This window comes from Scytonema sp. NUACC21, from assembly GCF_054684315.1.
Genome location: NZ_BAAFZH010000084.1, coordinates 24,669 through 49,293 on the forward strand (window position 1 = coordinate 24,669; position 24,625 = coordinate 49,293).

The following is a 24,625-nucleotide window of genomic DNA, read 5'->3' on the forward strand; positions in this document are numbered from 1 at the left end:
ACTATGAAAAAAACTCTCTGGCAACATAAAATTACATCCTACTTAATCTCTATTAAGGAGTGGACTTTAGAAACCCCTGAACGTTCCTTAAATCAAGCATATCAAGCCGCATTATTGATTAGGTCATTGGAGAACAAACACTTCAATGGGAAAAAAATCCCCGCTGAATCCACAAATCATGGAGACGCTGTTATAGCTTACTTTAATTTGGAACTAAAAAAATACTTAAGTCTTATTAGAATAAGATTGGGGGAATTTTATACCAGTAGTTTTTTAATTAAAAATTTTAACAGCGGATTTCTTACAGTAGTTGAATCCACTTCTCCCAATGCCCATCAAAAATTCTTAACGACTCAAAATCCGCTTCATAAAACTTCCGATTTAGAAAAATTAAAATTTATTGATGAAGTCTTAGCTAGTTATAAATTAAATAATGATACTTTATCTATCAATCCTCAAATTATACAAGATGAGAATAATCAAGATAAGATTCCCGAAGAAGTAACACCCATAGTTCATAAACCTAGTAATATTAAAAAAGTAAGTAATCTTGATGAAACAAGTATAGTACCTAGGTCTATCATAAGTACATTCAATCGTATTAGGCTGGATTGCTCACCCTCAATGGAGCAAGAACTAGTCAAAACTTTTCGCCAATCTAGAAGAAAAACTCAAACATCTGTTAAGTTTATTATACTGCTTATTATAGTTCCTGTTATTACTTATAACTTGTCAAAAAACCTAATTATAGAACCTGTTTTTCACCATCTAGATTTATTCCAAAGCCCTACATTTATTAATTCTGAAATGGAGGAAAAAGCTCTTGAAGAAATGCAAAAGTTTGAACAAAAATTAAAATTTGAAAATTTGATGTCTGAAGAAGCCACAATTTCAGCAGAATTAATGGAAACCCAAATGAAGGAAAAAGTGCATGAAATTGTACAAGATTTTCGACAAGAAAGTTCTAATGCCATCAAAAATGTTTTTGCCGATCTTCTCTCAGTCGGAGCTTTCTGTTGGCTTCTACTTATTAGCAAACGAGAAATCGTAATACTAAAAGACTTTATAGATCAAATAATTTATGGTCTCAGTGATACTGCTAAAGCATTTCTTATTATTTTGGTTACAGATATGTTTGTAGGATTTCACTCAGCACATGGTTGGGAAGTCATCCTAGAGGGGGTACTGCATCATTTTGGTTTACCTGAAAATCAGAATTTTATTTTCTTATTCATAGCAACAGTACCAGTTATTTTAGATGCCATATTCAAATACTGGATTTTCCGGTACTTAAGTCGTATGTCACCCTCCGCTGCTGCTACTTATCGAAATATGAATGAGTAGTTTCATATTATTAATACTTGAGAACTGATATTATCTAGAAGGAGAATCTTATGTCGATTCAGGGATTAATTAAAGGTTTGAGAGACTTTCGTCAGAACTATTTTTGCACGCATCAGGAGTTATTTGAGCGGCTTTCTCATTGTCAAGCTCCTGAAGTACTCTTTATCTCCTGCTGCGACTCACGAATTGACCCCAACCTATTAACTCAAACTCAGCCAGGAGATTTGTTCATTCTTCGTAACATTGGTAATATTATCCCCTCATATGGAATATCTAATAATAGCGAAGGCGCTGCTATTGAATATGCTGTTCAGGCTTTGGGTATTAAAGATATTATCATTTGCGGTCATTCTGATTGTGGAGCTATGAAAGGGCTGTTACAGCTTGGCAAACTATCTGAGCAGATGCCTTTGGTTTACGATTGGCTAAAACATTACGGACAAACAACCTACCGCCTTATTAAGGACAACTACAACGAGTATTCTGGTGAGACGCTTTTAAGAGTCACGATAGAGGAGAACATCCTGACTCAAATACAGAACCTAGAGACTTATCCAGTCATCCGTTCTAAACTTCACTCAGGTGAAATGTACCTTCACGCTTGGATTTATCAAATTGAAGTTGGAAGAGTTTTTGCTTATAACGCAAGTCTAGGACAATTTGTACCTATTGAGACCCCATCTCCCGTACCTAATCCTTTAGCAAGTGTACACTCGTAATAGCAGATGAAACGTTTAAAACCTACTCTTACACTGAGTGACTGCAAAAAGTTACTCAGTCGCGTTAAGAATTCGTTTAGAGGGAAGTATCAACTCTACACTGGTGAGCAATTACATTGGATTAAAGTTGTTTTACGATTGGAAAGCTCACTTATTCCACATATCCTTCCTTGGGTATTCTTTTTTACCCTTTATGGCTTTTTAGTATCGTCACTTTACTATTTCGGAGTCCCTGTAGGATTCCCAGCAGGTAATCGTGTCGTTACCAGTGCTGTTTTAAGTATGACCAATGACCAATGACCAATGACAAATGACAAAGGACAAGTAAGCTTTATCAGGGGATTTTGACATGGAAAATCGCTAAAACTGCGTATTTTAAGGTCTTCTCGAAATTTTCCCGATTTTTTCTCAATTTTTTTTAGATTCTTTACCCAGTTTGTCTCCTGTTGCGGTGTAATCTCAGAGATACACTGATTCTTAAGTATCTCCGGCGGAGGTACGTTACACCCAGAGGTCTAAACCATGAGAAACTTTGCTGAACAACAGGAATTTATTCTCAGTCAAATCACAGATACGTCTTTTCAAAGAAGGGATTTAAGTGGATGTGACTTAAGTGGAATCGATTTAAGAGCAGTTGATTTAAGTGGAATTAACTTGATAGGAACCGATTTGCGTGGTGCAAACCTAAGTGGGGCAATCCTCACTGGTGCAAATCTCAGCGGTGCAAATTTAATGCAAGCTAATTTACAAGAGGCTTATCTGTACGAAGCTTCTTTATGCGAAGCAAATTTGTTGAATGCGAATTTGCAGCGGGCAAATTTGTGTGGAGCATTCCTATGGAGAGTGAAATTGTGTGGAAGTAACCTGTGGTCAGCTTCTTTATGTGATGCGGATTTGAGTGAAGCGGATCTGAGTGAAGCTAAATTAATTGAAGCATCACTTATTGAAGCCAATCTTGTCAGGGCAAATCTTTCAGGAGCAAAGCTTTGTGGTGCAACGCTGCTAGAAGCCAATTTAAATCAAGCTAATTTAACAGGCGCAGACCTGACGTGGGCTACCTTAGTAGAGGCAAACTTAAGTGAGGCTAACCTTTGGGAGACAAATCTCACAAACGCCAAGCTTTACGGTACTATTATGCCTGACGGTACAATTCATTACCCGCAATTATTTTTTTAAATTATTTTGATTTAGGGTTTTTGATTTAGGGTGCAAAGTTTCAGGGGCAAGAGGGAGATGATAGACAAAGGGGACAAAGGGGACAAGGTAGACAAGAGGAAATTTGCTGCCTTGTTTTCACACTGTCCTTTTTCTCCCTCTTAATTATTACCGTTAATTAAAACTCCCGTTGCGAGAAAATAAAGATAGCTATCAATAACAGCATAGTGCTGTACAGCAAGCCGTAACCAGCATTGAGTACTAGCGTGATTGCATCGGGTAAGGAACCAAAACCATAAACAGCATCATTTTTCAAATCCAACCGAGATAAATCTGGTAACATCAAGTACAAGGCTTGAGTGATGCGTTCAACACTGGGATTCTGACTTAGGCGACCAAACTGAAGTAAATCTTGAGTAATATTACCCGCAAAATAGACAGCAAACGTTAATGCTGTGGCTAGAAGGGAACTGGTAAATACACCTAGGGTAAGTGCGATCGCTGCAATTAAAGATAACTGAAAAAATAGAAAAATTGTGGTAGCAAGAATGCTGCCCACTGGATATGAAATATTGCTGAATTGCAAAAATAACAGGTAAATCACCGTCATAGCAGCAATCAGCACCGCCAGGACGATGAGTAAGCCTAGATATTTACCTGTAATAAACTCACTGCGGCTAACAGGCTTGGCAATGAGGACTAAAACAGTGCGTTTTTCAATCTCTTTGTTAATCAGTCCCGTGCCAACAAAGATGGCAACGATTAAACCAAGAATACTCATTGCCGCCAAACCCAGGTCTAAAAACATTTTGTCCTCTGTTGCGGCGGCAAAAGCAGGAAGTAAGCGACTGGCAACTCCAAGTATTATGGTATAAAAGCCGATAATGTAGAGAATGCGATCGCGTATCACTTCCCGAAACACGTTAGTTGCTAGTACAGTAACTTTACCGAAGTTCATAGAAATTTAGTCATTGGTCATTCGTCATTGGTCATTAGTTATTCACCCCATCAACCCATCACCCCATCCCAACGTCTCCCCATCTTCATTTATTGTTGTGGTGGGGGTGAACCTGCAAAAAATGATGTTCTTCTGTCACAGCTAATTTCTGCCACAGTGTTTTTTTCATCTGGTTGAGCGACGGCTCTGGTTCTAGTGTTCCCAATTTTTGCAACTGGATCTATCTGACAGGTCTTTTTCAGATAGTACCCACGGGGGTTGGAACTAGGACCCATCCAAATACTAAGTAAGTCTAGTTGGTACCCGGATTGGACATTAGAGACACGGGGTTCCACTACCCACAAGGCTTTCTCTTCATATTGTGCCAAGTTTGTTTCGATAACTCGTCTTCCGAGGTTACCTACGTTTTGTCTGGAATTCAAGAGCCACTGTTCCACTTTAGACCAAGGTTGTTCGGACAATTGCTGTTCTATTTGGGGTGCAAGTCTATCTAAAATCAAATCCCCATTTCTCGGAATTCTTTCTGGGGGTCGTAGTCTAACGACAAAAGCACTGCCCTGGTAATTATCAACTTGTAAACTTGGGTATTCGCTTATCCAGTTTTCCGTGACAAAGTAAAACTGCAACCAGCAGCTAATGACAGCACAACTACCAATTAAAATTATGATTTTCTGACGGTCTTCGAGCTTGGGAATCTGAGTTTTAGCTTCCGTACCAGTTCCTTCAATAAATTCTGGAATTGCAGTAATGATGGCTGAAATTGTTGGCCAGAGAACTATGGTTCTTGGGGTAACTACATCCTCTTCACGACCAAAGGCAAAAACACTCACCAAGAATCCGGTAATTACTGCCCCTATGGGCATATTAGTGCCCGGAACAAGTATGGGGCTATCTGTTGTATACCAAGCAGTACCTAAAATTAAAAATCCCCAGCCACAAAAGGCAATGACATCTTTGATAAAATCTGTAGCCATGGATGACATGAACCACGAGAAGATACTCAAATAGATTAATGTCTGCCATGAATATGCCTTTGGCGGGATGACTATTTTCTTAATGCGTTCGTATATATCCCCAAAAATGTTAAGTATACCAAAGACATCTCTAACTATCTGCATACTCTCTCCTTCGAGGCGATTGATATTTGTCTTCGTCTTGCTGCTAAATTATAAGTTTTAAAGATTGAATGAGCGAACAAATAAAATAGTTGCGATCGCAGTATAACTGAATCCATTTGCTATAAGTATACTTGTAACTACATTCGTATTCTGCAATTTACTTCTATAGGCACGGCGGGAATTGAGTTCCGTAGCTGCTTCCTTCTGTTCTGGGGTTTTGCCAAATTCAGCCAGTGACAGTAATAAAACTCTCAAAAGAATATACTTGACTAAAAAGGTTCCGAAGAAAATGATAAAAGCAGTTAGGATAATTAAAGTTTGTATATTAGGAGATTGTAAACGATTAAAAAAAATGTAGTTAATCATGTCTGCTTTTATGCGTGTTGGTAGTATTGGCTGTGAAAAGAAAAATACCATCCAACCAATAACATTAGAAAAAAGATTGATAGCAACGGCATAGAAAATACTCGTTTTTCTATCAAATTTTAATCTAGAATTTAAAACATATGCTTCTAGGGGAATTGAGACCAGTATAAATAAGAAATTGAACAGAATAGCACCCACAGGGAAAATTCTGGGAATTGGTAATTGGGGAAGTTCAAACATATGAGGCTCACTCCTTCAGTGTGACTTCAAAAAGTATACCTTCTACACTGAGTATGGCGAAGGTAATTATTTTATTCTTCTTCTTGTACCACCTTTTTGTCCCGATCTGTTCTTGTTGCTTTTCTTCATATCTCTCAATAGCCCGCAACACCCCGCCGCCCCTCACCCAATCGGGCAAAACCTTGTGTAATATAAAAGACTGCTACCTTACAGCTTTTGAAGAGATGACAAGAAACGGCATCGGTATCCGGACAGCACAATTGCGTTCCTCACGACTGACTGGTCAAATTCATGTCTATGACGGCGCGGGAAAGGGCAAGTCACAAGCTGCGCTGGGAGTCGTTTTACGCTCTATTGGTTTGGGAATTCACGCACAAAACAACTCTAACCGTGTCTTACTACTACAGTTTTTGAAAGGACCGGAACGGGATTACGACGAAGATGGGGCTATTGCAGCATTGCAAAGCGGATTCCCCCATCTTATCGATCAAGTTCGCACGGGCAGAGCAGAATTTTTTGGACCAGATGAGATTACGCCCTACGATCGCGCCGAAGCAGCAAGAGGTTGGGACGTGGCGAAAGGTGCTCTCGCCTCTGGTTTGTATTCAGTTGTTGTTTTAGATGAAATTAACCCCGTCTTGGATTTAGGTTTGCTTCCTGTAGATGAAGTTGTTCAGACATTAAAATCTAAGCCCCAGGAATTAGAAATTATTGCCACAGGACGCGGAGCACCGCAACAGTTACTCGATATTGCGGATTTGCACTCGGAAATGAAACCCCAAGTTCATCCCACAGCAAAATTGCAGGGAATACAAGGTATTGAAATTTACACTGGTGCCGGGAAAGGCAAGTCTACCAGTGCATTGGGCAAAGCATTAAAAGCCATTGGAAGGGGAATTAATCATCCAGGTTCTACCCGTGTATTAATTATGCAGTGGCTTAAAGGCGGTAGTGGTTACACGGAAGATGCTGCCATAGCCGCTTTACAAAAGTCATATCCAGAAGTTGTAGACCATCAACGCTGTGGTCGAGATGCCATTGTCTGGCGCAATTCTCGCCAAGAATTAGATTACGTAGAAGCCGAACGTGGTTGGGAAATTGCCAAGACTGCAATTGCCTCCGGTTTGTACAAAACCATTATCCTTGATGAACTCAATCCTACAGTCGATTTAGAACTGCTACCCGTTGAACCCATTGTTCAAACCTTACTCCGCAAACCCCGCGACACCGAAATCATTATCACCGGGCGGTGCCAAAATCAGCCAACATACTTCGACTTGGCAAGCGTTCACTCTGAAGTATACTGCCACAAGCACTATGCCAACCAAGGGGTAGAACTCAAGCGTGGAGTAGATTTTTAGCTAATGGCTAATGGCTAATGGCTAATGGCTAATTGCTAATTGCTAATGGGTAATGGCTAATTGCTAATGGGTAATGGATCGTAGTTAGTAGGGTGGGCACTGCCCACGGATACCATGAATTGTGGTACTGCCCACCCGACACACATCCCTGATATTACTCAAATGAAGCCATGCCCCATTAACAATTGGGTTAGTCATCCCCTTCTCTCCCATTACCATTGCTGCTGATTTGCGACTCAAGGTATCGCCAAATGCGATCGATATTTTGTTGAGATTGCCTCAACGCTTGCTGGTGCAATCGGGCAATATTACCCAGTTCCAAAACAGTCCGTTCCAACCGAGCAATACTTTGGCTGTTGCCACGCAGTTCTCTTCTGTTGGCATTTTGCACTGTGCGGAGCAAATCAAACTCGTCCTCTAACACCTCCAAGCGGTCATCAATGTCTTTGAGTCGAGTGCTGACATCTTCTGGTGGCTGTGCGTTGGTCATTTATCCTCCTTGTTGATGGTTTACTTACCGTTATGCAAGCGCATCCTCAATAAAAATCTTTCCAAAAGTGTTTACTGTATGCCCTTTCTCCTCAGCCAAGGCTTTAAGAAAATGTTTGAAAAGTGTATTGTTAAACATTCCTCATTGTCTCGACCTAACCCCCCTGCCCCCCTTCCCTACGAGGGAATGGGGGTGTTCAAAACCTCTCTCCTCATAGAAGGGAGGAATGGAAGTGAGGTTTGGAGTAAACTATATGACTTGACAAACATCCTCTAAGGTCATTCAAAAAACTCTCCTAATTATTTCTATTTCCATAACTGAAAGTCAAAAGAAATCTATTAGATTTCAGATGTGTCTTGTTGGTTGTAATTATCAAAATCCCAAGCCATGATATGGTTCATAATAGTATTTAAACGCTATTATGAACCAGTTAACAATTACGATTTTAACAACATGGACAACCATACACTCGATTTGATAACAGCAGGAATTGCGATCGCAATTCTATTAGGTGGTTTCCTGATGATGTTTACCACTATCTTTACAACAAAGAAAAGGAAGGGGGATTAGCGGTTAAGAGCGAGCGGTTATCAGTTAATTCCTGTGGTTGCCATGCACTCAGACTCGTTTTGATTTAACTGATAACTGTTCACTGTTTGCTAGTTTTGGGCATTTGGTGTTGGAGTTCCAACACCGGACTAAAAATGATTGTAAAATTTGCGCCTGGGATAAGTCGTCTCATGATTTGCAGGTGAGCCTCTGCATCATTTCGGCGACGAAAACGAGTTAGTACTTGGTGTTGCAGATTGGGTTGAAGTCGAACCAAACACCAAGGGCTTAATTTGTCTAAGTATGTCATGGGATTCTTCTGGCAATATTTGCAAACTTAAGCAAGCTTACGTAAGGTCAGCTAAAAAAGACATTTCAAAATGAACTTGCTTTTTTTCACCTTTTGTTCTAGTCATCGCTCAAGTTGGGAAAGCAAAGTTTTATCAAGACTTCTGGAGGAATATCGTCAAAGTGTTCTAGCAGAAAATCCAGCAAAGCAAGATGGCGCAAATCCGAAGGCATGGGACGGCGATAGTTGCGACCCGGAGAAAACCAGCCTTTCACAGTTGAAAGCGATCGCGAGCAGATTTGAGCAAGCAATTCATAACTAACTTGCCACTTGGAGTAAAACTGCGTGGGAGTCATTTCCAGTTGGCAGGAAATGTAGAATTGGATTAACTCTTGTTCTTGCTGAGTGAGAGGACGAGGACTCATATTTAGGTTTTCGCGGTCATTGGTTCCAAATCATCTTCCCAAGCAGTATCGGTAACAGTCCAAGCAGCACTCGGGCTATCTTTGCTCAACCAAATCAAATAGCACCACATCCAACAGCAACGATGGGGAGCAAAGGTATAGAATCTGCCAATAGCAATTCCCCAATCGGTGTTGCTTGCGTCCGTTCGCCAACGCAATCGCTCACCAAACAAAAAGCGAGGTGTATGCGCCGTGTCAGGAAAGCCGGGAGGTAGGTCGATCCGTGATGGAAATTTCAGCTTGATGCCGCCTGGAATAATGTCTCTACTGCCTTGACGGATGGCATGGAAATATTTGGCAATTAAATGACTGTTGATACCTTCGGTCAACCCAGCAATCAACATCGCCGCTACACTTTCTAGTTCGCGCTGTTCCAGATGTATCCGGGCGCTGTTGTGACAGTTGCGAAGTTGTGCCAGGAGTTGTGTGATACCAAAATCATCTAAAGCTTGGAGATAGCCCCTGTACCCATCAGTATGGCAACCAACAGGTCTTGTCATTGAAAAATTCTCCTGAAACAGAGAGGTCAGAAGCCAGTGTTAACCGTAAAAAGTTGAGCGCTGGCTTTTGACTTGACACAGAAGGATTGATAGAAATTAGCATAACACAGTTTTTGTGTGTTCTTATGTGTTTTTGTGTGTTTGAGTCCAAAACACATAACAGAGCCTATGATGGGGACATGACAAAAGTAACCGTGACTCTTTACATAGAAGAAGATGACAAGGAAGCTCTGCAAAAATTGGCAGAAGCAGAAGAGCGTTCCTTGTCTCAAATGGCAGTGTTGATTCTCAAACAAAGGCTTAAAGCACCTCAAGAAGAAGGAAAAACCCGCCAACTCAAAGCCCAGCAAAGGAATGATGGGACAATGAAACAGCCTGGAGTTGCGGATTCAGCGTCTCAATACCGAACCAATGGAGCGGAACTTAAACCGAAAAGTCAGGTGCGAGTAACAGCAGCTTACTTGCAACCCCACGAACTTCAAGCATTAGCTGAAAGAATTGTTGAACTCGAAAATGCAGCGGCTGGTAGTGACCTGAAGTTGAAAGTGCAAATTGAACTGGGTGGAGAATCGCGGCTGTCGGAAGAAGCGATCGCCACACTCAACGAAATACTTCAAGACATTACTCAGGATTTTCAATTGTGATTGTTAGATATCTAAAACCCTGACCAATGACGAATGACAAAGGACGACCCTAACTAGTTAACTTTCATTTGTGCCGACCCACTTATATCATGTCCGGGTAAAGACTTATCATTAAGGCAGATGGGGGGAGGGGGAGATGGGGAGAGAAGCACACATTCTGGCAGGTGAGATGCGATCGCCAGGAGTATACAAATCGCCTGTAAGCGAAATAGTAGTGCCGCAGTCGGCGATCTTAGTGTTAAGAGAATGCAGCTATAGCACTCCTAAATCATTCTTGAAAAATCTCTAAGTAACGTAGGTAGGGCTATGCCACACAATTGAACAACGTGTGGCATAGCCCTACCTACGAATGTTTCAAAAATCAAATAGGATTCTTATATAGACAACTTTACCATCAAGGGAAGCGCTAGGCTATATTCAGCAGGTTTAACCGTGTTTTATGTGCCACTCACTGTTAAGGAGGATGGAGTAAATGCAACTAGCGCCAGCCGAAGAAAAGATGTGGGAAGAATCACGTGCAAAAAATCGCGTCAACAGAATGACGGATGAGCAAATTAACGCTAAGTATGAGAGCGGAGAGCAAAGAATACTCACTGAAATGAATCGTGAAAAACTTCCCAGCTTTGCCCAAGCCTTAAAAAAAATTGGATATATGGATGTGCGACCTTTTTACCAAAGAAGGAGTAGATGGGATGAAAAAATGCAATCACGACTGATAGAATCGTTTTTAATAAACATTCCTGTCCCTCCAATTATTCTTTATGAAAAAGATTATAATTCCTACGAAGTGATGGATGGTCAACAGAGGATTACTGCTATTCAGGCTTTTTATGAAAATAAACTAGTACTGACAGGGCTTGAACTTTGGTCAGAACTAGAGGGACGCACCTATAATACTCTTCCTGCAAAAATTAAGGCAGGTATCGATCGTCGCTCAATATCATCTATAGTATTAATCACAGAGTCTACATCTGACCCCGAAGAAGCATTTTTTTTAAAACAGCTTGCCTTCGAGCGCCTAAATACTGGTGGGGTGGCACTAAGCCGCCAGGAGATACGTAATTGTTTATATTCCGGCAAGTTTAACCAACTATTATTTGAACTAGCAAGTCATTCTATATTTGCGGAAGCTTGGGGAATTCCTGTCGATAATGATGAAGAGATAGTGCAAAACAACCTTTACAAAAAGATGGAAGATGTGGAATTAGTTCTTCGTTTTTTTGCCCTACGGCATATAGAAGACTTTCGTAGGGGAATGGAGGGATTTCTTGACTTATATATGATTAAGAGCCTTAATTTTTCTGATGAGGATATAGATATTTTGAGGGACATATTCCACAATACTGTCAATTTAGCTCACAAAATTTACGGAGATAATTTGTTCAAACCTTTTGATCCAGAAGCTAACAATTGGAAGAATAAAGCTTATAAAGCTTATTACGATGCCGTTATGGTTGGATTGAGCAGTCATTTGGCTGATGCCGATATGTTAGTAGAAAGGAAGTCAAAAGTGATTGAAGAGACAAAAAAACTTTTAAAAGAAGACAAATCAAAGCTCTTAACAGGTAGTGGAAAAACTAAGGCAGATATTCAAAAGCGAATAAGATTGTTTGACGATATGCTGTCCCAAGTCGTTAAATAAATAGCCATGTTCCAGAAGCTTTTAGTGACAGTAAAAGAAAACCTTTCTACTGTCCGTTCTATAATTAAAACCAATGATAAATTAAGAGAAATTGCTTTTGGAGAAGAGGCAACCGGAAAACAAAAATCTCAAGATTATATAGAAGTTATTACCACTCTAAGCCAGGATATTCCCAAGGCAAGGGAGTGGCGAGTTTACGACCACTGTGCTACAGTAACGCGGTTGTACGCGATTTATGAGCGCTTTGCTGAAGACTTAGTTAGTAACTGGTTAGTAGTTCTGCCAGAACTGTTCCCGTGTTATTCTGACCTAGATGAGAGAATCCGCAATACTCATCAGATGGGAGTAGGAAAATTGCTGACCGAACTGAAGAAAAGTAAGTATGAACACTTATCTATTGAGGAAGTTATTCGGGGGTTATATCTCGGTGCTACTGGTGCAGACGAAAAATATGAACTACTGTCACACGCCTTTCTTTTTCATGAGCAGAACTTACGCAAAGAAATCTTAGAGAAAATGTTAGCAGATGCAGGTATATCGAATGCATGGACTTGGGTAAATAAGCACAGATCTGTAAAGAATTTTGTTGAAGTGATTCAAGGGAGCCAAAATACTGCGGAAGGAGAACTTAATGAACTGATTATTTATCGAAATGACGCAGCCCACGGAGCACCGATAGATGACTTTTTAGGTTCCAACACACTACTCGAATTGTGCGATTTTGTAGAGACTTTATGTCAAGCACTTGCTGAACTAGTGACTTATAAGGTCATTGAGCGAAAGAAAGCAACAGGGCAAGCTAGGGAAATTGGTCAAATTACAGAATGGTTTAAGAAGCCGCAAGCAGGAGTAGCAAGGGTTGAGCCAACGAAATTAGCTGTTGGAAGGAGCCTTTTTCTGGTAAGCGAGGCGTACTGCTACTGTCAACTGGCTACAATTGAAAGTATTCAGATTGATAATATTCCAACTAATGAAGTGAAGACCACTACTCAAATGGAAGTGGGATTAAAGTTTGATGTTGATGCTAGAAAAGAGCTGCGTCTATATATAATTGAGTAAATACTTCATCTACAAGACACAGATGAGGTTACAAGTGCCAAACTTCAATTGATAATCGGGTGTAGGAGCTTATTGCATATTTGTTAATAGCTCATAGAGCAACTACTAAAGTTAGAATATTGAGACGCTTCGCGTTGCCGATAGGCTATGCCCTTTGGGCTCTTGCCGTAGGCTATGCCCGATAGGGCTATACGCGCCCTTCGCGTCTATGTCCTTACAGACACGCTTTGCGAACGCGGTTCGACAAAAAAGGGGTTTATAAACCGGAGTTAGTGTTATATATCGCTGCTAGTTACACAACTATGATATTTGCGATCGCCACCAATATACTTGCTATACTGATTCTTATTGTCTTCTTTTAAAAGATTATCATTATTTGCTACTGTATGACAACAAGTATTATTAACGCAATCAAAGGAGTTTTCACTGCTTCGACTCCTTGGATAATGAATAAAGCTAAGGGAAACGAGGTTTTAATTAAATTATTACAGGACTGGAAAATTGACCTAACCAAGCATCCAGATGAAAAATTTGACGTTATTTATGCTTGTACTTTAGTAGTTTACCTCGATGAGAAAAATAAAAATCAAGAACCTAAGGATTTTTTTCAAAATAAAGATGAACTCATTTTAGAAATTTTCGGACAAGAAAAAATTAAAACAGCTTTTGATGAAGCATTTTATCAAAACAATTACGATCTTGTTATTTTTAAAATAAAAGAGATTATTAATTGGGAAGATAAGGATTGGAACACGTTAGGCGAATCAATTCGTAAATTCAATATTGATGTACCTCAGGTATTATCTGAATTTAAAGAGACTTTTATCAAAATGGTAAAACTGAGTCAGACCCCATCTGACAGGTTAATTCATACGGATGTTGAAGAAATACGAGAAAACCAAAAGCTAGATAGTATTAAGCTTGATAAGTTGCTGGAAAAAATTGCTGAGCTTGAGAAGTCACTCTCTAAGCCGCAGGATGTAAAATCTGCTGATTTATCTCCCTACTCAGAAGAATTTGAAGCCCTTATCCAAGAAAAAATTAGCTTATTTTGTGGTCGCAAATTTGTATTTCAAGCTTTTGACGAATTTCTTAACAAACATAGTAAAGGTTATTTTACTGTGGTAGGAGATGCGGGAATGGGAAAAAGTGCCATTGCAGCTAAGTATGTGAATGACCACAACGCTATCTTCTATTTTAATAATTTTCTAGAGGGTCGTACTCGCCCCGAACAGTTTCTAGAAAGTATTCGTCATCAATTAATAAATCGTTACAATTTACAAAACGAAGATGCCGATTTAGGAAAATTACTGACACAGGTTAGTAAAAAACTTGCAGATGGTGAGCGTTTGGTTATTGTGGTGGATGCACTGGATGAAGTAGAGCAAACAACTGGAGGAAATTTGCTATACTTACCCACAACACTGCCAGATAAAGTATATTTTCTGCTGACGAGACGACCCTATATTCCCAATCAAAAGCGTTTGTTTGTACAGGGTACTCCTGTTAAAGAATTAGATTTAACAAGTGAGTATACAGATTTGAGCCAGCAGGATATTAAAGATTACATTCGCTTCTCTCTAGAGAATGACGCCTGTGAATATAAAGATGATTTGAATCGGTGGATTCAAAACCGCAAAGAAAATATCACTACTGATGCTTTTGTTGAGCAGGTTGCAGAGAAGAGTGAAAACAATTTCATGTACCTGCGCTTTGTTTTACCAGACATTGCCAATGGGAATTATGATGACTTAAATTTAAGGGAATTGCCCGATGGTCTGCAACAGTATTATGAAACCCACTGGGAACGTTTGCGTATGACGACTCCAGCAATGAGTCAAAATGCCATCATCTTATATGTACTGGTAGAAGCAGGTAAGCCAATTTCTTGTGAGGCGATCGCCAGTATAACGAATCGAAATGAAGACGAGGTTTTGGAAGTTCTCCAGGAATGGACTCAGTTTTTGCGGCGACAGAGGATTAAAGAGGAAGAGTGTTATTCGATGTATCACAAAAGTTTTACTGATTTCCTCAGAGCTAAACCAACGCTTAAGAAAAATCGCGTGCAATTGCAGGACATCCAGAGCTTAATTTCTCAACAAAATGACCGTTTGTGGGAGGAATTAGAAAAAGAAGGAGAAGAGGAAGAAAATGAGTAATTTTGCTCAAAAATTTGCCAAGATGTCGCCTAGCGAACAACGGCTCTTCCTTGACGACCCCAGTACAAAAGCTAAAACAGGTGAGTTAACCAAGCTATATAAAATACTGACTAATTTCGACTTTATTACCGCCAAGATTAATCATGATGAATTTGGAGTGCAGGCGCTGATTGGTGATTATGATTTGATGAATGATGCAAAGGTCGTTTCAGAGGACAACCTCGAAACCGTCAAAGCGCTGAAATTGGTTCAAGGGGCGTTGCGGCTGTCGGCACATATTTTAAATGAAGATAAAACGCAATTAGCAGAGCAATTAACGGGGCGTTTACTACCTTTTAAAGCATCAGAAATTCTGACTCTGTTGGAACAAGCAAAACAAAACAAAACTACTTGGTTGCGTCCCCTGACACCAAGCTTGACTCCTCCTGGTGGAGGGTTGATACGCACTCTCTGCGGTCATAGTTTCGGTGTGAATGCAGTCGCCGTTATCGATTCGGAGCACGTGATTTCTGCTTCTCGTGACAAAACTCTCAAAGTCTGGAATTGGCAAACTGGGGAGGAGGTGCGTACCCTCACAGGTCATAGTTCCAGTGTGAATGCAGTCGCCGTTATCGATTCGGAGCACGTGATTTCTGCTTCTGGTGACGATACTCTCAAAGTCTGGAATTGGCAAACAGGAAAGAAGGTGCGTACCCTCACAGGTCATAGAGACTGGGTCAGAGCAGTCGCCGTCATCGATTCCGAGCACGTGATTTCTGCTTCAGATGACAAAACTCTCAAAGTCTGGAATTGGCAAACAGGAAAGAAGGTGCGTACCCTCACAGGTCATAGAGACTGGGTCAGAGCCTTTAGGCTTACGCCAATCCTCAAGCTCAAGCTAGGGGTGCTCAACGCCTGACGGCATCAAAGGTTTGGTCACATCTTGTAGCGATCGCATTGTCCTCATTGCTCATGTGCTCAACGCCTGACGGCATCAAAGGTTTGGTCACCCTGTTGCCAGGTCGCAGTAGAAATTTTAGATTTCGTGCTCAACGCCTGACGGCATCAAAGGTTTGGTCACATTCCACTTGTGATGCGATCGCCATGTAAGACAACAGTGCTCAACGCCTGACGGCATCAAAGGTTTGGTCACTGTAACTGAATTGAATTTGTCCCAGCAGTAACAACGTGCTCAACGCCTGACGGCATCAAAGGTTTGGTCACTTTCTTGGGACAATTACGGGACATACGATTTTAAGTGTGCTCAACGCCTGACGGCATCAAAGGTTTGGTCACCGTAGTCAATGTTGGGGTTGGCTTTTCTGAATAACTCGTGCTCAACGCCTGACGGCATCAAAGGTTTGGTCACTTGAAGCTAGTACCTGGCAAGCAGTAAAGAAAACTGTGCTCAACGCCTGACGGCATCAAAGGTTTGGTCACGATAGAGAAGGCATTCCTTATAGGGAACAGCTTAACGTGCTCAACGCCTGACGGCATCAAAGGTTTGGTCACAGCAAGTGCTGAAACCCTTCCTGCTAAAGAACTTGTAGACGATTATGCAAGCTCCTCTCCGTTTGTGCAAAAAGTTCAGCCACAATTGTACTTTAAATACGATTAGGAAAAACAGCCAGTCTTGAAAACCCTTGGTTTGGCTAGCTTTTAAGCCATTGTGAGAAAATGCAAGCATCTCCTGAGGGTTTAAAAATCCTGTACCGTTTGGCTAGCAAAAGTTTCCGCCTTTCCTGCATCATTTTAGCACTTCACAATCACAGATCCATGCATTATATAACTCGGTATGGCTCCTCTAAACCAGACCAAGCGCCAGGGCGGTTGTACATTGGGATAGCAGCAACGCACTGGTGAGACAGCCGAATCAACAGCAAAGAATCTTCTGAGGATAATATTTTTTCAAGTTCCCAACGCAGTTTTTCTCGCGATCGCTGACTGAGCCAACAGCGAAAAATGGAGTATTGCACCCTTTCACCGTATCCCTGAAGTAATTTGTAAGCCTTGCGCCAACGCTTTTGATTGCGAATATCATAACAGATTAAGTAGCAATGTTTGAGTTCAGCCATTTTTCTACCTCATCGCAAGACAAGATGACCAAATAAACCACCCTCCCCAGACCATTCTTTTTCCAATAACCGAACCTCTAGTTCAAACAAACGGCGATAAGTTAAGGAATACCCTGTGACTGGGTGCTTCCAAGTTTCTTGTTTGCGACGTTCATAAAGCTCAACGAATTTACGCTTACCAACTTCGCTTAACCACACCTGCTTTCCTCGGATTTCAAAATCTGCTTTGACATCCCATTGATTTCGATTTACTGAAGCCATTACAGTCATATCCACCAAAGGAACTCGAAAAATTTCCATTAAATCGAGTGATAGGGGTGCAGCTTGAGATCTAGGCTGATGGTAGAAGCCAAAAGCCGGTTCTAAGCCAACTGTTAAAATTGCGTTCATTATATCCTTGAGCAAAAGAGAATAACCAAAGCTTATTAAGGTATTAAACCTATCTAAAGGTGGGCGGCGATTTCGACCTTGAAAGTGCAATTCTTTTGCAATCCCTTCTGAAATCAAACAAGGCAATGCACCAAAATATAGCGCAGCTAGATTGCCTTCGATTCCTAATAGTGATGCTATTGACTTGGTTTTAGGAACTTGTTTGAGAAGAACTTGCATTTGAGCGATCGCTTTCTTCAAGGTTTCTGCTATTTCGCCTTTACCTCGTGTGCCTCGCATTAAAAACTTCCGCTGTCCCTGACCGCGACAAATAACTAGTTTTCGTGCTAATTCCAAGCAAGTATCAGGAGAACTCAGAGCGGCATACTGACGAATACGTCGTTGAATGCTACCCTGACGGGTATCGAAGCTACCGATATAGCGTCCGCCCCCAGAAATGAAATGGATTCCAATTCCCTGCTCGGCACAAAAATACAGTGCTTGGGTGGAAATTTGCGAAAAGCTGTGCAGTACCAGTTGTCCTACTTGACGAGCGGGAACGGTTTCCACAGGTTGATTCCGTCGGGTGATTTTGATTTGTTCTCCGGTTCTACCAACAGTTGTTCCTGGTTCTAAAATGTGAAGGATATGCCGTTCATCATCTTCAGGAAACAACCGAATTGGTTGCCATTCCCGGTTATGTGCCAGTCGAGCCTCTTCTGGCAAACAAACTGGAGCTAGGGAACAACGGGCGCACAATCTCTCGTTGTCAGTCACTGGTGGTCGGTAGCTAGACTGTCTGAGTATTCTTGCTTGTTGAATCGCGTCTCGAACTGCGGCTCGTCCGGAATCGTTTAGTGGAACGTGAACCAGCACATTATCTGCATGGTAGCGGATGCGGTCTTCATTAACTTTAACTCCTAAAGCAGATTCTAATAAATATGCGTAAGCAAGAATTTGCAAGCGATCGCTTTCCCAAGCTTGCGGTTGATTGTTCTCATCTCGGTGACATCGCCCCCGCTTGTGTTCGTAGGGAATTGTTTCACCATTACGAGTTCGCAAAGCATCCACTCGACCGCGTAACCCCAACTCCTCGCTTTCAAGAAATAATTCTTCCCATTCTTCCTCTTCCTGTTTTTCAATCTCTGTATGGAGTCGGCGACCTGCATAAACCGCAGCATCTTGGGTATAAAGTTCTTCAACCTCTTCTAAGTAGAAAAGGCGCGGACAATAGGCGAGGGCATGAAGGGCAGAGACGCGGATAGTATTGGGTTTGGTAAGTTCTAAGTAATCTAAGGTTTGCATGAGTGATATCTGTAAGGTTCTTTTGTTAAGATTTCAGCGCCTTACGACATCCAAGGTTAATTAACTGCCTAGCGATTCAGCCCCCTGATTGCGTGGGATTTTGGCTCAACTGTCTTTGGCATCTGAGAATACCGTGCTTAGAGTTAAGCTGCTTGAATTTCAGTCCAAGCTAACTCGGGCGGTTGCACCTGTTGAGGAATCTGTTGCAATGAATATCGCAACCAACGAGTTCCGCGAGAACCAACGTGATCGACCCAGTAAGGTAAGGTTAATAAACCATCTTCATTTTTAACTAACCACTGTAGTGATTCACTTTGGTTGATTGTAGATAGTAGAGCGATCGTATTTACTAAATCCCGACTTTCTCCAAGACATATCCCTCCAAAACGATCTATAGTCTCTGGGTGAGCAAAGGCTGTTTGTATCCGTTGGGGTAGGGTTAGGGGTTGGGAATCTTTGCCAGAATCAACCCATACTATAAATTGAATATCTGTCAGTAATTCTTGATAATCGGGTCGAGCATTACTGGGATCGCTGAGTTCTTTTTTCTTAAAACGTCGAAATGTCCGAAGGACAGTTGATTTTTGAGGTTGAGATAAAAGAGCGATCGCCAGACGAGTGCCACAGTGTTTGTAACGATCTTTCTCTCCCACGGTTGAGAGTAACATTCCATACACAGTCGATGGTGGGGGAACTGGATAAGTCTCGGCATACTCACGGGCGCGAGATTGCCGAAAACAAGCAATTGGCACTTCTACTTGCAGTGCAACTATCATGTTGTCAACTCCAATAGCGGTAACTTCAAATCTTCAGTAATCTTTTGCTTCAAGGTTGTTGTGGCTAACTTAATGCCTGGAATAACTTGAGCACCTAGTTTTTTTAGCCTGCTGCCATCAGGGGTATGAGCGATCGCACCTGCTACCCACAGTTCTTTGGGATTGATATCCTGAGCTTCAACCCGACGAATTAACTCAGGTGCAGTAATTTCTCCTTCTTCAGTTTCCTCAAAACAGTAGAGACATCTTGGGGAAAAATCATGAGTCCAGAGTAACACCAGGCTATCTGGTGAAAAATCGTAGAGAAAACGAGAGTGATTGCCTGCAACTTCTCCCAAACAAATCAAGCCATTGAGGACTCCAATAGTCCGAGATTTATCTTTTAGTCGTTCTGGAGTCAACGCAAATCCATACTGATAACGTGTTGCATGAACCTCTGTTCCATAAAGTGAGGTTCGTCCCTTTTTGCCACTAGCAGCATTGAAGGTGAGGTCACCAGCATAGGGAGTTGTAGAAACGGCACGTGTTACTTCTAATACTCCCCGCTTTGCAGTCGTTTTACCTTTTGACTTTGTTGCCTTTTTTCCACTTTGTTTAGTTGACTCAGAAGCAGCGCCAGCCTCTTCTTTCACCCCTTCTGCTTTCATAAATCCCAAAACATCATCATCAATGTAAAGTTCATCGTCAAAATTTGGGTTTTTCCAGACATTATCATTAGTATCGTCATCCCATTGACGATTCACTTGATATTCCTGACCAGCAGTTTGCCAGTAATAACGCAATGCCCAGCGAATTGCTTCAGCTGAAACAGTCGTATGGACTTCTCCCTTCCAGAGGATTTTTTGTAGGGTAGTGATATTCCCCTCATTTTCTCCTCGATTATTAGCAGATGTTCCATATCCGGTTAAAACATTTCCAAATAAATGCCAAGACATTTCTACTCCTTATTAAACCAAATATAATTAGCCTTTGTCATGCCAGTTAATTGATGATTTTTAATGGCATCTAGTGCCTAAACACCAATTCTCTAATTCCAAAAACCTGATTTTTCTAGTTGAGCCAACAAAATTTTAGTTTTTTCTATTCTAGAAACTGGGTTTTTAGTTGCGATCGCGAATCTCGAACTGATACTCTAGGTCAAAATTTACAAACCAATATCTATGTCACCATTATCTTCTTCGTTTTCATTGCCCTCATTTGAATCAAGAACTCCTTTACCTTTGTAACTAGCTAATGCAAGCAAAGCAAGGTCTCTAGACTTCTTCCAGTAACTGTCTCGCATGACAAAGTCTATCAAATCTTCCCAATGCTCTTGCAAAGTAGGGATTTTTCCTGCCCTTGACCAAAAATCAGTAATAAATTCTCTAAAATTGACAGCATTTTTACAGCGACCCAAACCCGTTCTAATACGTACAGTTTCTCGGTCAAAGTTTGGTAATTCTCCTCTTTTCTTTGCCTGCTCGGAAATCTGACCATAGGTAAACTTAATGGCTTCATGGCAAGCTTGCACAAATAGTTTTTCACGTGGATCTGAGTCAATTTTTTGAATCACTTGATAGAGCCCTCTTCTTTCATAAGCTAATTTTCTAAACAATTCATCACTATTGACTTTCTCTGAAATACCTGAATACCAAGGTTGAGATTTTGCTAAATTTTCAGCAATCAATTCCCTAGCAAAGCTACTAACAACAAATCCACCTTGCTTACCTTCAATTGATTTGTCCTGTAACCAATTCCGACACACGTCATATTTCTGGCAAATTTGAGTATTTGCCTCTACTATGTAGATATCGCTACGTGTTTTCTGCTGTGTTGCCCAAGGTACAGTTCCTAAAGTTATGACCTGGCAAGATGGTACTCCAAAAGTACTAGCAATATTCACTGTTGTCTCATAAGTCAAAAAGCGTAGTCCAGCATCCCCTAAGCCACAAGCATGGAAATCCTTATAAGTCGCATTTCTCAAATGAGGGTTTTGTCGGTACTGAGCGTACTTTTTTATGTCAGTTACCTCAGGAATAACCAGTGCATATTGAGCACGTTTATCTCGTAGCTTGGATCTCAGCAGGTAGTAGTAACACGCTACAGGAGCAAACAGGAGAACAAAGGCATTTTCTGGAGGTTCTTCAAAACTGGTATCTGAACTAAAGGCAACATGACGTACTACAGCACCGGGATTAAGCCACCCAGCAACGTTAATTGGTTGGCTCAACAACCTTCCCTGTCGATCGCAAAGATTGTTAGCAAAATCCTGGTAAGCATAACTTGTTAGAATTTTGTAGGTAACTTGAATTTCTTTTCCTCCCTCATCTAATTGTAAGGATTTGGTTGTAGTACCAGCCGATTTGTGTGTACTATTATGTTGCAAAAAAGTACCCAAAATTCCTTGGTGAACAATGACTTGAGCATCCTTTCGGATTGTTTTGAAGTCCAAACCTCTAAGGGCTATCAGCCCATCATGAATTTCAAAAGACTCTGCAAGCAACCATTCTAGTACTTTTTTATCTTCTCCTTCCCAGGAAAGGGTAACTTGTCGATTGTTAAGCTGCCAATTTAAATTGTAAGGAGCTTTAATATGCTCTTTTTCCAGTTGTTTCAGGGTCATCCACAACCCAGCTAAACCAGCACGATGCAGGAGGGTAAAACTTGGGGAACCCAAATCAAATTCTACTTGCATGGTTCTGCTCCCGTTTCCTCGTTGTAGTAAATTTCCTCGGTAGGAGCAACAGGATAAAAACCAATACGCTTCCACTCATATAAGTTCTTAGGAATTCGTATGGGGACTGACCATCCTTGAGCTTCTCTCAAAAATGACTTGTCTTTTCGCTGATTAGCTGCTTCACGGATTGCACCCAAATCTTGTTGAAGTAATACGGTGATGGTGTATCCTGCTTCACGTAAAAAGTCTGGATAGGTACACCAGTTATCTTCTAGCCATCTTGATTTGACTACCTTCACTTCTTTGCTGTTCAATTGGGCAGCAATCTCGGCTAAATCTCTTTGAGAGATAGCTGCTTGTCCAGCAACTTGCTTAACTAGCTGCCTTCCTGTTGCTAGTTCTAACTCATTATAAGGATTTTTATCTTTCCAAGGATAAATAATGGCAAGACGTGTTCCCTCTTCTGGTTTGGTCATGCGACGGTTTAGTCTTCCCAAGCGTTGAATCAAAGCCGCAGCAGGAGCCATTGCAGAAATTAGCAAATCAGCGCTCAAATCTAAGGACATCTCACAAACTTGTGTTGCGATCGCCACTACAGGTGCATCTTTTTGGAAAGCTTCAATGATAGCTTTGTGCTTCTTCAGCCTGTCTTTGTAACGGTAACGACTGTGATAAATCAGTGGTGAGATTTTTAACGTCGGTAAATGTTCTGCAAGCTTGTTTTTTGCTGTACGATACAAATTAATGCAAGTCTGTACGGAATTAGTTACCCACAAAACTTTCTGCCCATTTCTGACAGCTTCTATCACTATTTGCCATAGTTCGGAAAGCTCATCGGAATTTGTCAGTTCGGTAATGGCTTGGATTTGATATCTTTTAAGCTCTTCTAACTCTTTTGGCCCCTCGATTGGCTCTTTTATCTCTTCTCCTAGTTCTGAGAGTACCCCTTGAATTGCATCAAGCTGTTGGGGGGTAAAGCTGGCGCTCATCAGAAGTATAGGTGCTCCCCGAAAAGCTTTTAGGAATTGCAGAAGTGCTCCGAATAAACGCTCTTCGTAGGCATGCACTTCATCAAAAACAAAGGCTCCTTGGGCGATAGCTACCCAAGAGTACAGAGGCTTGCGGTTATTCTGAATTAAGCCCAACACAGAATCAACCGTACAAACAATTAACTTCTTTCGCCAAGCTTGAAAAGCTGTTAACCGAGCATCTATACCCTCAGAATCATCTGACTCACCAGAGAACAGAAGTTCTCGATCTAAATCTGCACGGGAATGCATTAAGGCTGCTTCTATTTCCGTACCATCAGCATAGTCAATATATCCTTGAGAAGCTGTACCTGTTGTTGGATAGCAAAAGAAAAGCCTGTGCTTTCCATAATTTACCGCCCATTTTTCTGACCATGCATAAGCAGCAATAGTCTTACCTGTTCCACAACCTGCTGTCACTAAAGTGACTCTAGAACTAGCAGTGGCAATTTGCTCTTGAAATCGACGCAAGGGCTTACCCCGTAAGCGTTGATTGACTAGCTTTTGAACTTCTTCTGCTGATAACTGTAAGCTGAATACTTGCTGAATCCAGGTTTTAAAATCTTCCTCAGCCAACGGCAATGCTGAGCCAGCTAAATCGGCTGCTATAACAGTTGCTTTTACGGCTGCCGTAAATTTTTGATGTTCCCAGTCAAGCTGGGATTCAAACTGAGTAAATTCCTCTCTAAGAGCGTTTAAGGCTTGTTGCAGTTGGCACTTAGACCAAATCTCTTGAGGTAATTCTGGTAATTTTTCCGGTAATTCAAGAAATTGAGTACCCATTCTCAGTACTGCTAAAAAGTCTGAATGATGGGTATATATTTTTAATTCATCTCCAGTACCTGGTGAAATTTCAGCAACAAATTCTGCTGGTTTGCCATCTTTGTTTAGTCCTATCTTAAGGTGATGTCCCATTGCTGCCCAAACAGCAATGATTAAGTTGGTATTTGGACACTGTTCCAACCATCTGCGAAAGTCAGGAACTTGCAGTGCCAAAATACCGCTTATGACTTCATGGCGCAGCATTTGTCTTTCTGAATGGGTTTTGAATAGATCTAGAATCTGCTTTCTGTACTTTAGAATTTTCTGGTCTGGCGATTTAGGATCGAGAGTTTTTAAATACACCATCTCTTGAAAATGCTGATTCGCCTTACCCCAATCATGCAAGTAAGCACTAATCCTGACCGTGGCGGCAAAATAGCCTAAGTCAATTGACTCGATACCTAGCTGCTTCAAGATAGACAACCCTAATCGGTCTACTATAATGTCAGCAGCTTGCATCACACAGTTAATGTGTCCCGTGTACTTTGCTGCTCCTCTTGCTCTGTCTTGGTCAAACTCATATTTAGATAGAGATTTAGCAAGTAACGTTTTAAACAC

General features: G+C 41.2%; 23 protein-coding genes, 1 pseudogene and 1 CRISPR repeat array. Of the genes and pseudogenes, 11 read left to right on the forward strand and 13 right to left on the reverse strand.

Annotated elements, in window-relative coordinates; all coding sequences use genetic code 11:
• Positions 1-3: 3 nt before the first annotated feature.
• The 4 genes from ACYRY3_RS20065 (at position 4) to ACYRY3_RS20080 (ending at position 3,239) form a co-directional block, all read left to right on the forward strand.
• Positions 4-1,344, forward strand: coding sequence for a proton extrusion protein PcxA (locus tag ACYRY3_RS20065; RefSeq protein WP_460203377.1), 1,341 nt, complete (start codon positions 4-6; stop codon positions 1,342-1,344).
• Between the two features lie 50 nt (positions 1,345-1,394).
• Positions 1,395-2,063 carry a carbonic anhydrase gene (locus ACYRY3_RS20070; protein WP_460203378.1) on the forward strand — a complete coding sequence of 223 codons (669 nt, stop codon included), beginning with the start codon at positions 1,395-1,397 and terminating at the stop codon, positions 2,061-2,063.
• A 6-nt stretch (positions 2,064-2,069) separates the two neighbouring features.
• The gene (locus ACYRY3_RS20075) at positions 2,070-2,363 is read left to right on the forward strand and encodes a hypothetical protein (RefSeq protein WP_460203380.1); all 294 of its coding nucleotides are present in this window, start codon (positions 2,070-2,072) and stop codon (positions 2,361-2,363) included.
• Positions 2,364-2,585: 222 nt separating this feature from the next.
• Entirely contained in the window at positions 2,586-3,239 is a 654-nt protein-coding gene (locus ACYRY3_RS20080; protein WP_460203381.1) for a pentapeptide repeat-containing protein, read from the forward strand.
• 157 nt (positions 3,240-3,396) lie between these two features.
• Here ACYRY3_RS20080 and ACYRY3_RS20085 read toward each other — a convergent pair whose 3' ends face one another.
• The 3 genes from ACYRY3_RS20085 to fraC all read right to left on the reverse strand — a co-directional run bounded on the left by ACYRY3_RS20085 (position 3,397) and on the right by fraC (position 5,900).
• Positions 3,397-4,176, reverse strand: coding sequence for an ABC transporter permease (locus ACYRY3_RS20085; protein WP_460203382.1), 780 nt, complete (start codon positions 4,174-4,176; stop codon positions 3,397-3,399).
• An 89-nt stretch (positions 4,177-4,265) separates the two neighbouring features.
• A complete protein-coding gene (fraD, locus tag ACYRY3_RS20090) occupies positions 4,266-5,294 on the reverse strand; it encodes a septal junction protein FraD (protein WP_460203383.1) in 1,029 nt (342 codons plus the stop codon).
• Positions 5,295-5,351: 57 nt separating this feature from the next.
• A complete protein-coding gene (gene fraC, locus ACYRY3_RS20095; protein WP_460203384.1) occupies positions 5,352-5,900 on the reverse strand; it encodes a filament integrity protein FraC in 549 nt (182 codons plus the stop codon).
• Between the two features lie 224 nt (positions 5,901-6,124).
• Between fraC and ACYRY3_RS20100 the strand changes: the two genes are divergently transcribed.
• Positions 6,125-7,261 (forward strand): cob(I)yrinic acid a,c-diamide adenosyltransferase, encoded by a 1,137-nt coding sequence (locus tag ACYRY3_RS20100; RefSeq protein ID WP_460203385.1) that lies wholly within the window; start codon positions 6,125-6,127, stop codon positions 7,259-7,261.
• 190 nt (positions 7,262-7,451) lie between these two features.
• Here the strand turns inward: ACYRY3_RS20100 and ACYRY3_RS20105 are convergent, their stop codons facing one another.
• From ACYRY3_RS20105 to ACYRY3_RS20120, 4 genes are all read right to left on the reverse strand, one after another.
• A complete protein-coding gene (locus ACYRY3_RS20105) occupies positions 7,452-7,751 on the reverse strand; it encodes a hypothetical protein (protein WP_460203386.1) in 300 nt (99 codons plus the stop codon).
• Between the two features lie 649 nt (positions 7,752-8,400).
• On the reverse strand, positions 8,401-8,610 hold the full coding sequence (locus ACYRY3_RS20110; RefSeq protein WP_460203387.1) for a hypothetical protein: 210 nt from the start codon (positions 8,608-8,610) through the stop codon (positions 8,401-8,403).
• 98 nt (positions 8,611-8,708) lie between these two features.
• The gene (locus ACYRY3_RS20115; RefSeq protein ID WP_460203388.1) at positions 8,709-9,014 is read right to left on the reverse strand and encodes a helix-turn-helix domain-containing protein; all 306 of its coding nucleotides are present in this window, start codon (positions 9,012-9,014) and stop codon (positions 8,709-8,711) included.
• 2 nt (positions 9,015-9,016) lie between these two features.
• Entirely contained in the window at positions 9,017-9,553 is a 537-nt protein-coding gene (locus tag ACYRY3_RS20120; protein ID WP_460203389.1) for a hypothetical protein, read from the reverse strand.
• Positions 9,554-9,732: 179 nt separating this feature from the next.
• On the opposite strand from ACYRY3_RS20120, the gene ACYRY3_RS20125 reads away from it, so the two are divergent.
• From ACYRY3_RS20125 to ACYRY3_RS20150, 6 genes and pseudogenes are all read left to right on the forward strand, one after another.
• Entirely contained in the window at positions 9,733-10,197 is a 465-nt protein-coding gene (locus tag ACYRY3_RS20125) for a ribbon-helix-helix protein, CopG family (protein WP_460203390.1), read from the forward strand.
• 136 nt (positions 10,198-10,333) lie between these two features.
• Positions 10,334-10,486, forward strand: coding sequence for a hypothetical protein (locus ACYRY3_RS20130; RefSeq protein ID WP_460203391.1), 153 nt, complete (start codon positions 10,334-10,336; stop codon positions 10,484-10,486).
• A gap of 183 nt (positions 10,487-10,669) precedes the next feature.
• Positions 10,670-11,839, forward strand: coding sequence for a GmrSD restriction endonuclease domain-containing protein (locus ACYRY3_RS20135; protein ID WP_460203392.1), 1,170 nt, complete (start codon positions 10,670-10,672; stop codon positions 11,837-11,839).
• A gap of 6 nt (positions 11,840-11,845) precedes the next feature.
• Positions 11,846-12,898, forward strand: coding sequence for an MAE_28990/MAE_18760 family HEPN-like nuclease (locus tag ACYRY3_RS20140; protein ID WP_460203393.1), 1,053 nt, complete (start codon positions 11,846-11,848; stop codon positions 12,896-12,898).
• A gap of 386 nt (positions 12,899-13,284) precedes the next feature.
• Complete coding sequence (locus ACYRY3_RS20145) at positions 13,285-15,057, forward strand: P-loop domain-containing protein (RefSeq protein WP_460203394.1); 1,773 nt, start codon at positions 13,285-13,287, stop codon at positions 15,055-15,057.
• Between the two features lie 187 nt (positions 15,058-15,244).
• Positions 15,245-15,835: pseudogene (locus ACYRY3_RS20150) on the forward strand (WD40 repeat domain-containing protein); the annotation flags it as partial.
• Between the two features lie 105 nt (positions 15,836-15,940).
• Positions 15,941-16,548: a CRISPR direct-repeat array (repeat unit 36 nt; unit sequence GTGCTCAACGCCTGACGGCATCAAAGGTTTGGTCAC).
• Between the two features lie 269 nt (positions 16,549-16,817).
• Here the strand turns inward: ACYRY3_RS20150 and cas2 are convergent.
• From cas2 to cas3, 6 genes are all read right to left on the reverse strand, one after another.
• The gene (gene cas2, locus ACYRY3_RS20155) at positions 16,818-17,111 is read right to left on the reverse strand and encodes a CRISPR-associated endonuclease Cas2 (RefSeq protein WP_460203395.1); all 294 of its coding nucleotides are present in this window, start codon (positions 17,109-17,111) and stop codon (positions 16,818-16,820) included.
• A 9-nt stretch (positions 17,112-17,120) separates the two neighbouring features.
• A complete protein-coding gene (cas1, locus tag ACYRY3_RS20160; protein ID WP_460203397.1) occupies positions 17,121-18,785 on the reverse strand; it encodes a type I-MYXAN CRISPR-associated endonuclease Cas1 in 1,665 nt (554 codons plus the stop codon).
• Positions 18,786-18,928: 143 nt separating this feature from the next.
• Positions 18,929-19,561: a type I-MYXAN CRISPR-associated protein Cas5/Cmx5/DevS gene (gene cas5 / locus ACYRY3_RS20165; protein WP_460203399.1), complete on the reverse strand. Its 633-nt coding sequence runs from the start codon at positions 19,559-19,561 to the stop codon at positions 18,929-18,931.
• Positions 19,558-20,496 carry a DevR family CRISPR-associated autoregulator gene (locus ACYRY3_RS20170; protein ID WP_460203400.1) on the reverse strand — a complete coding sequence of 313 codons (939 nt, stop codon included), beginning with the start codon at positions 20,494-20,496 and terminating at the stop codon, positions 19,558-19,560. The genes cas5 and ACYRY3_RS20170 overlap by 4 nt, the downstream gene beginning before the upstream one ends.
• A 209-nt stretch (positions 20,497-20,705) precedes the next feature.
• Positions 20,706-22,235, reverse strand: coding sequence for a type I-MYXAN CRISPR-associated Cas8a1/Cmx1 (gene cas8a1 / locus ACYRY3_RS20175; protein WP_460203401.1), 1,530 nt, complete (start codon positions 22,233-22,235; stop codon positions 20,706-20,708).
• A complete protein-coding gene (cas3, locus tag ACYRY3_RS20180; protein ID WP_460203402.1) occupies positions 22,226-24,625 on the reverse strand; it encodes a CRISPR-associated helicase Cas3' in 2,400 nt (799 codons plus the stop codon). Before cas3 ends, cas8a1 begins: the two co-directional genes overlap by 10 nt.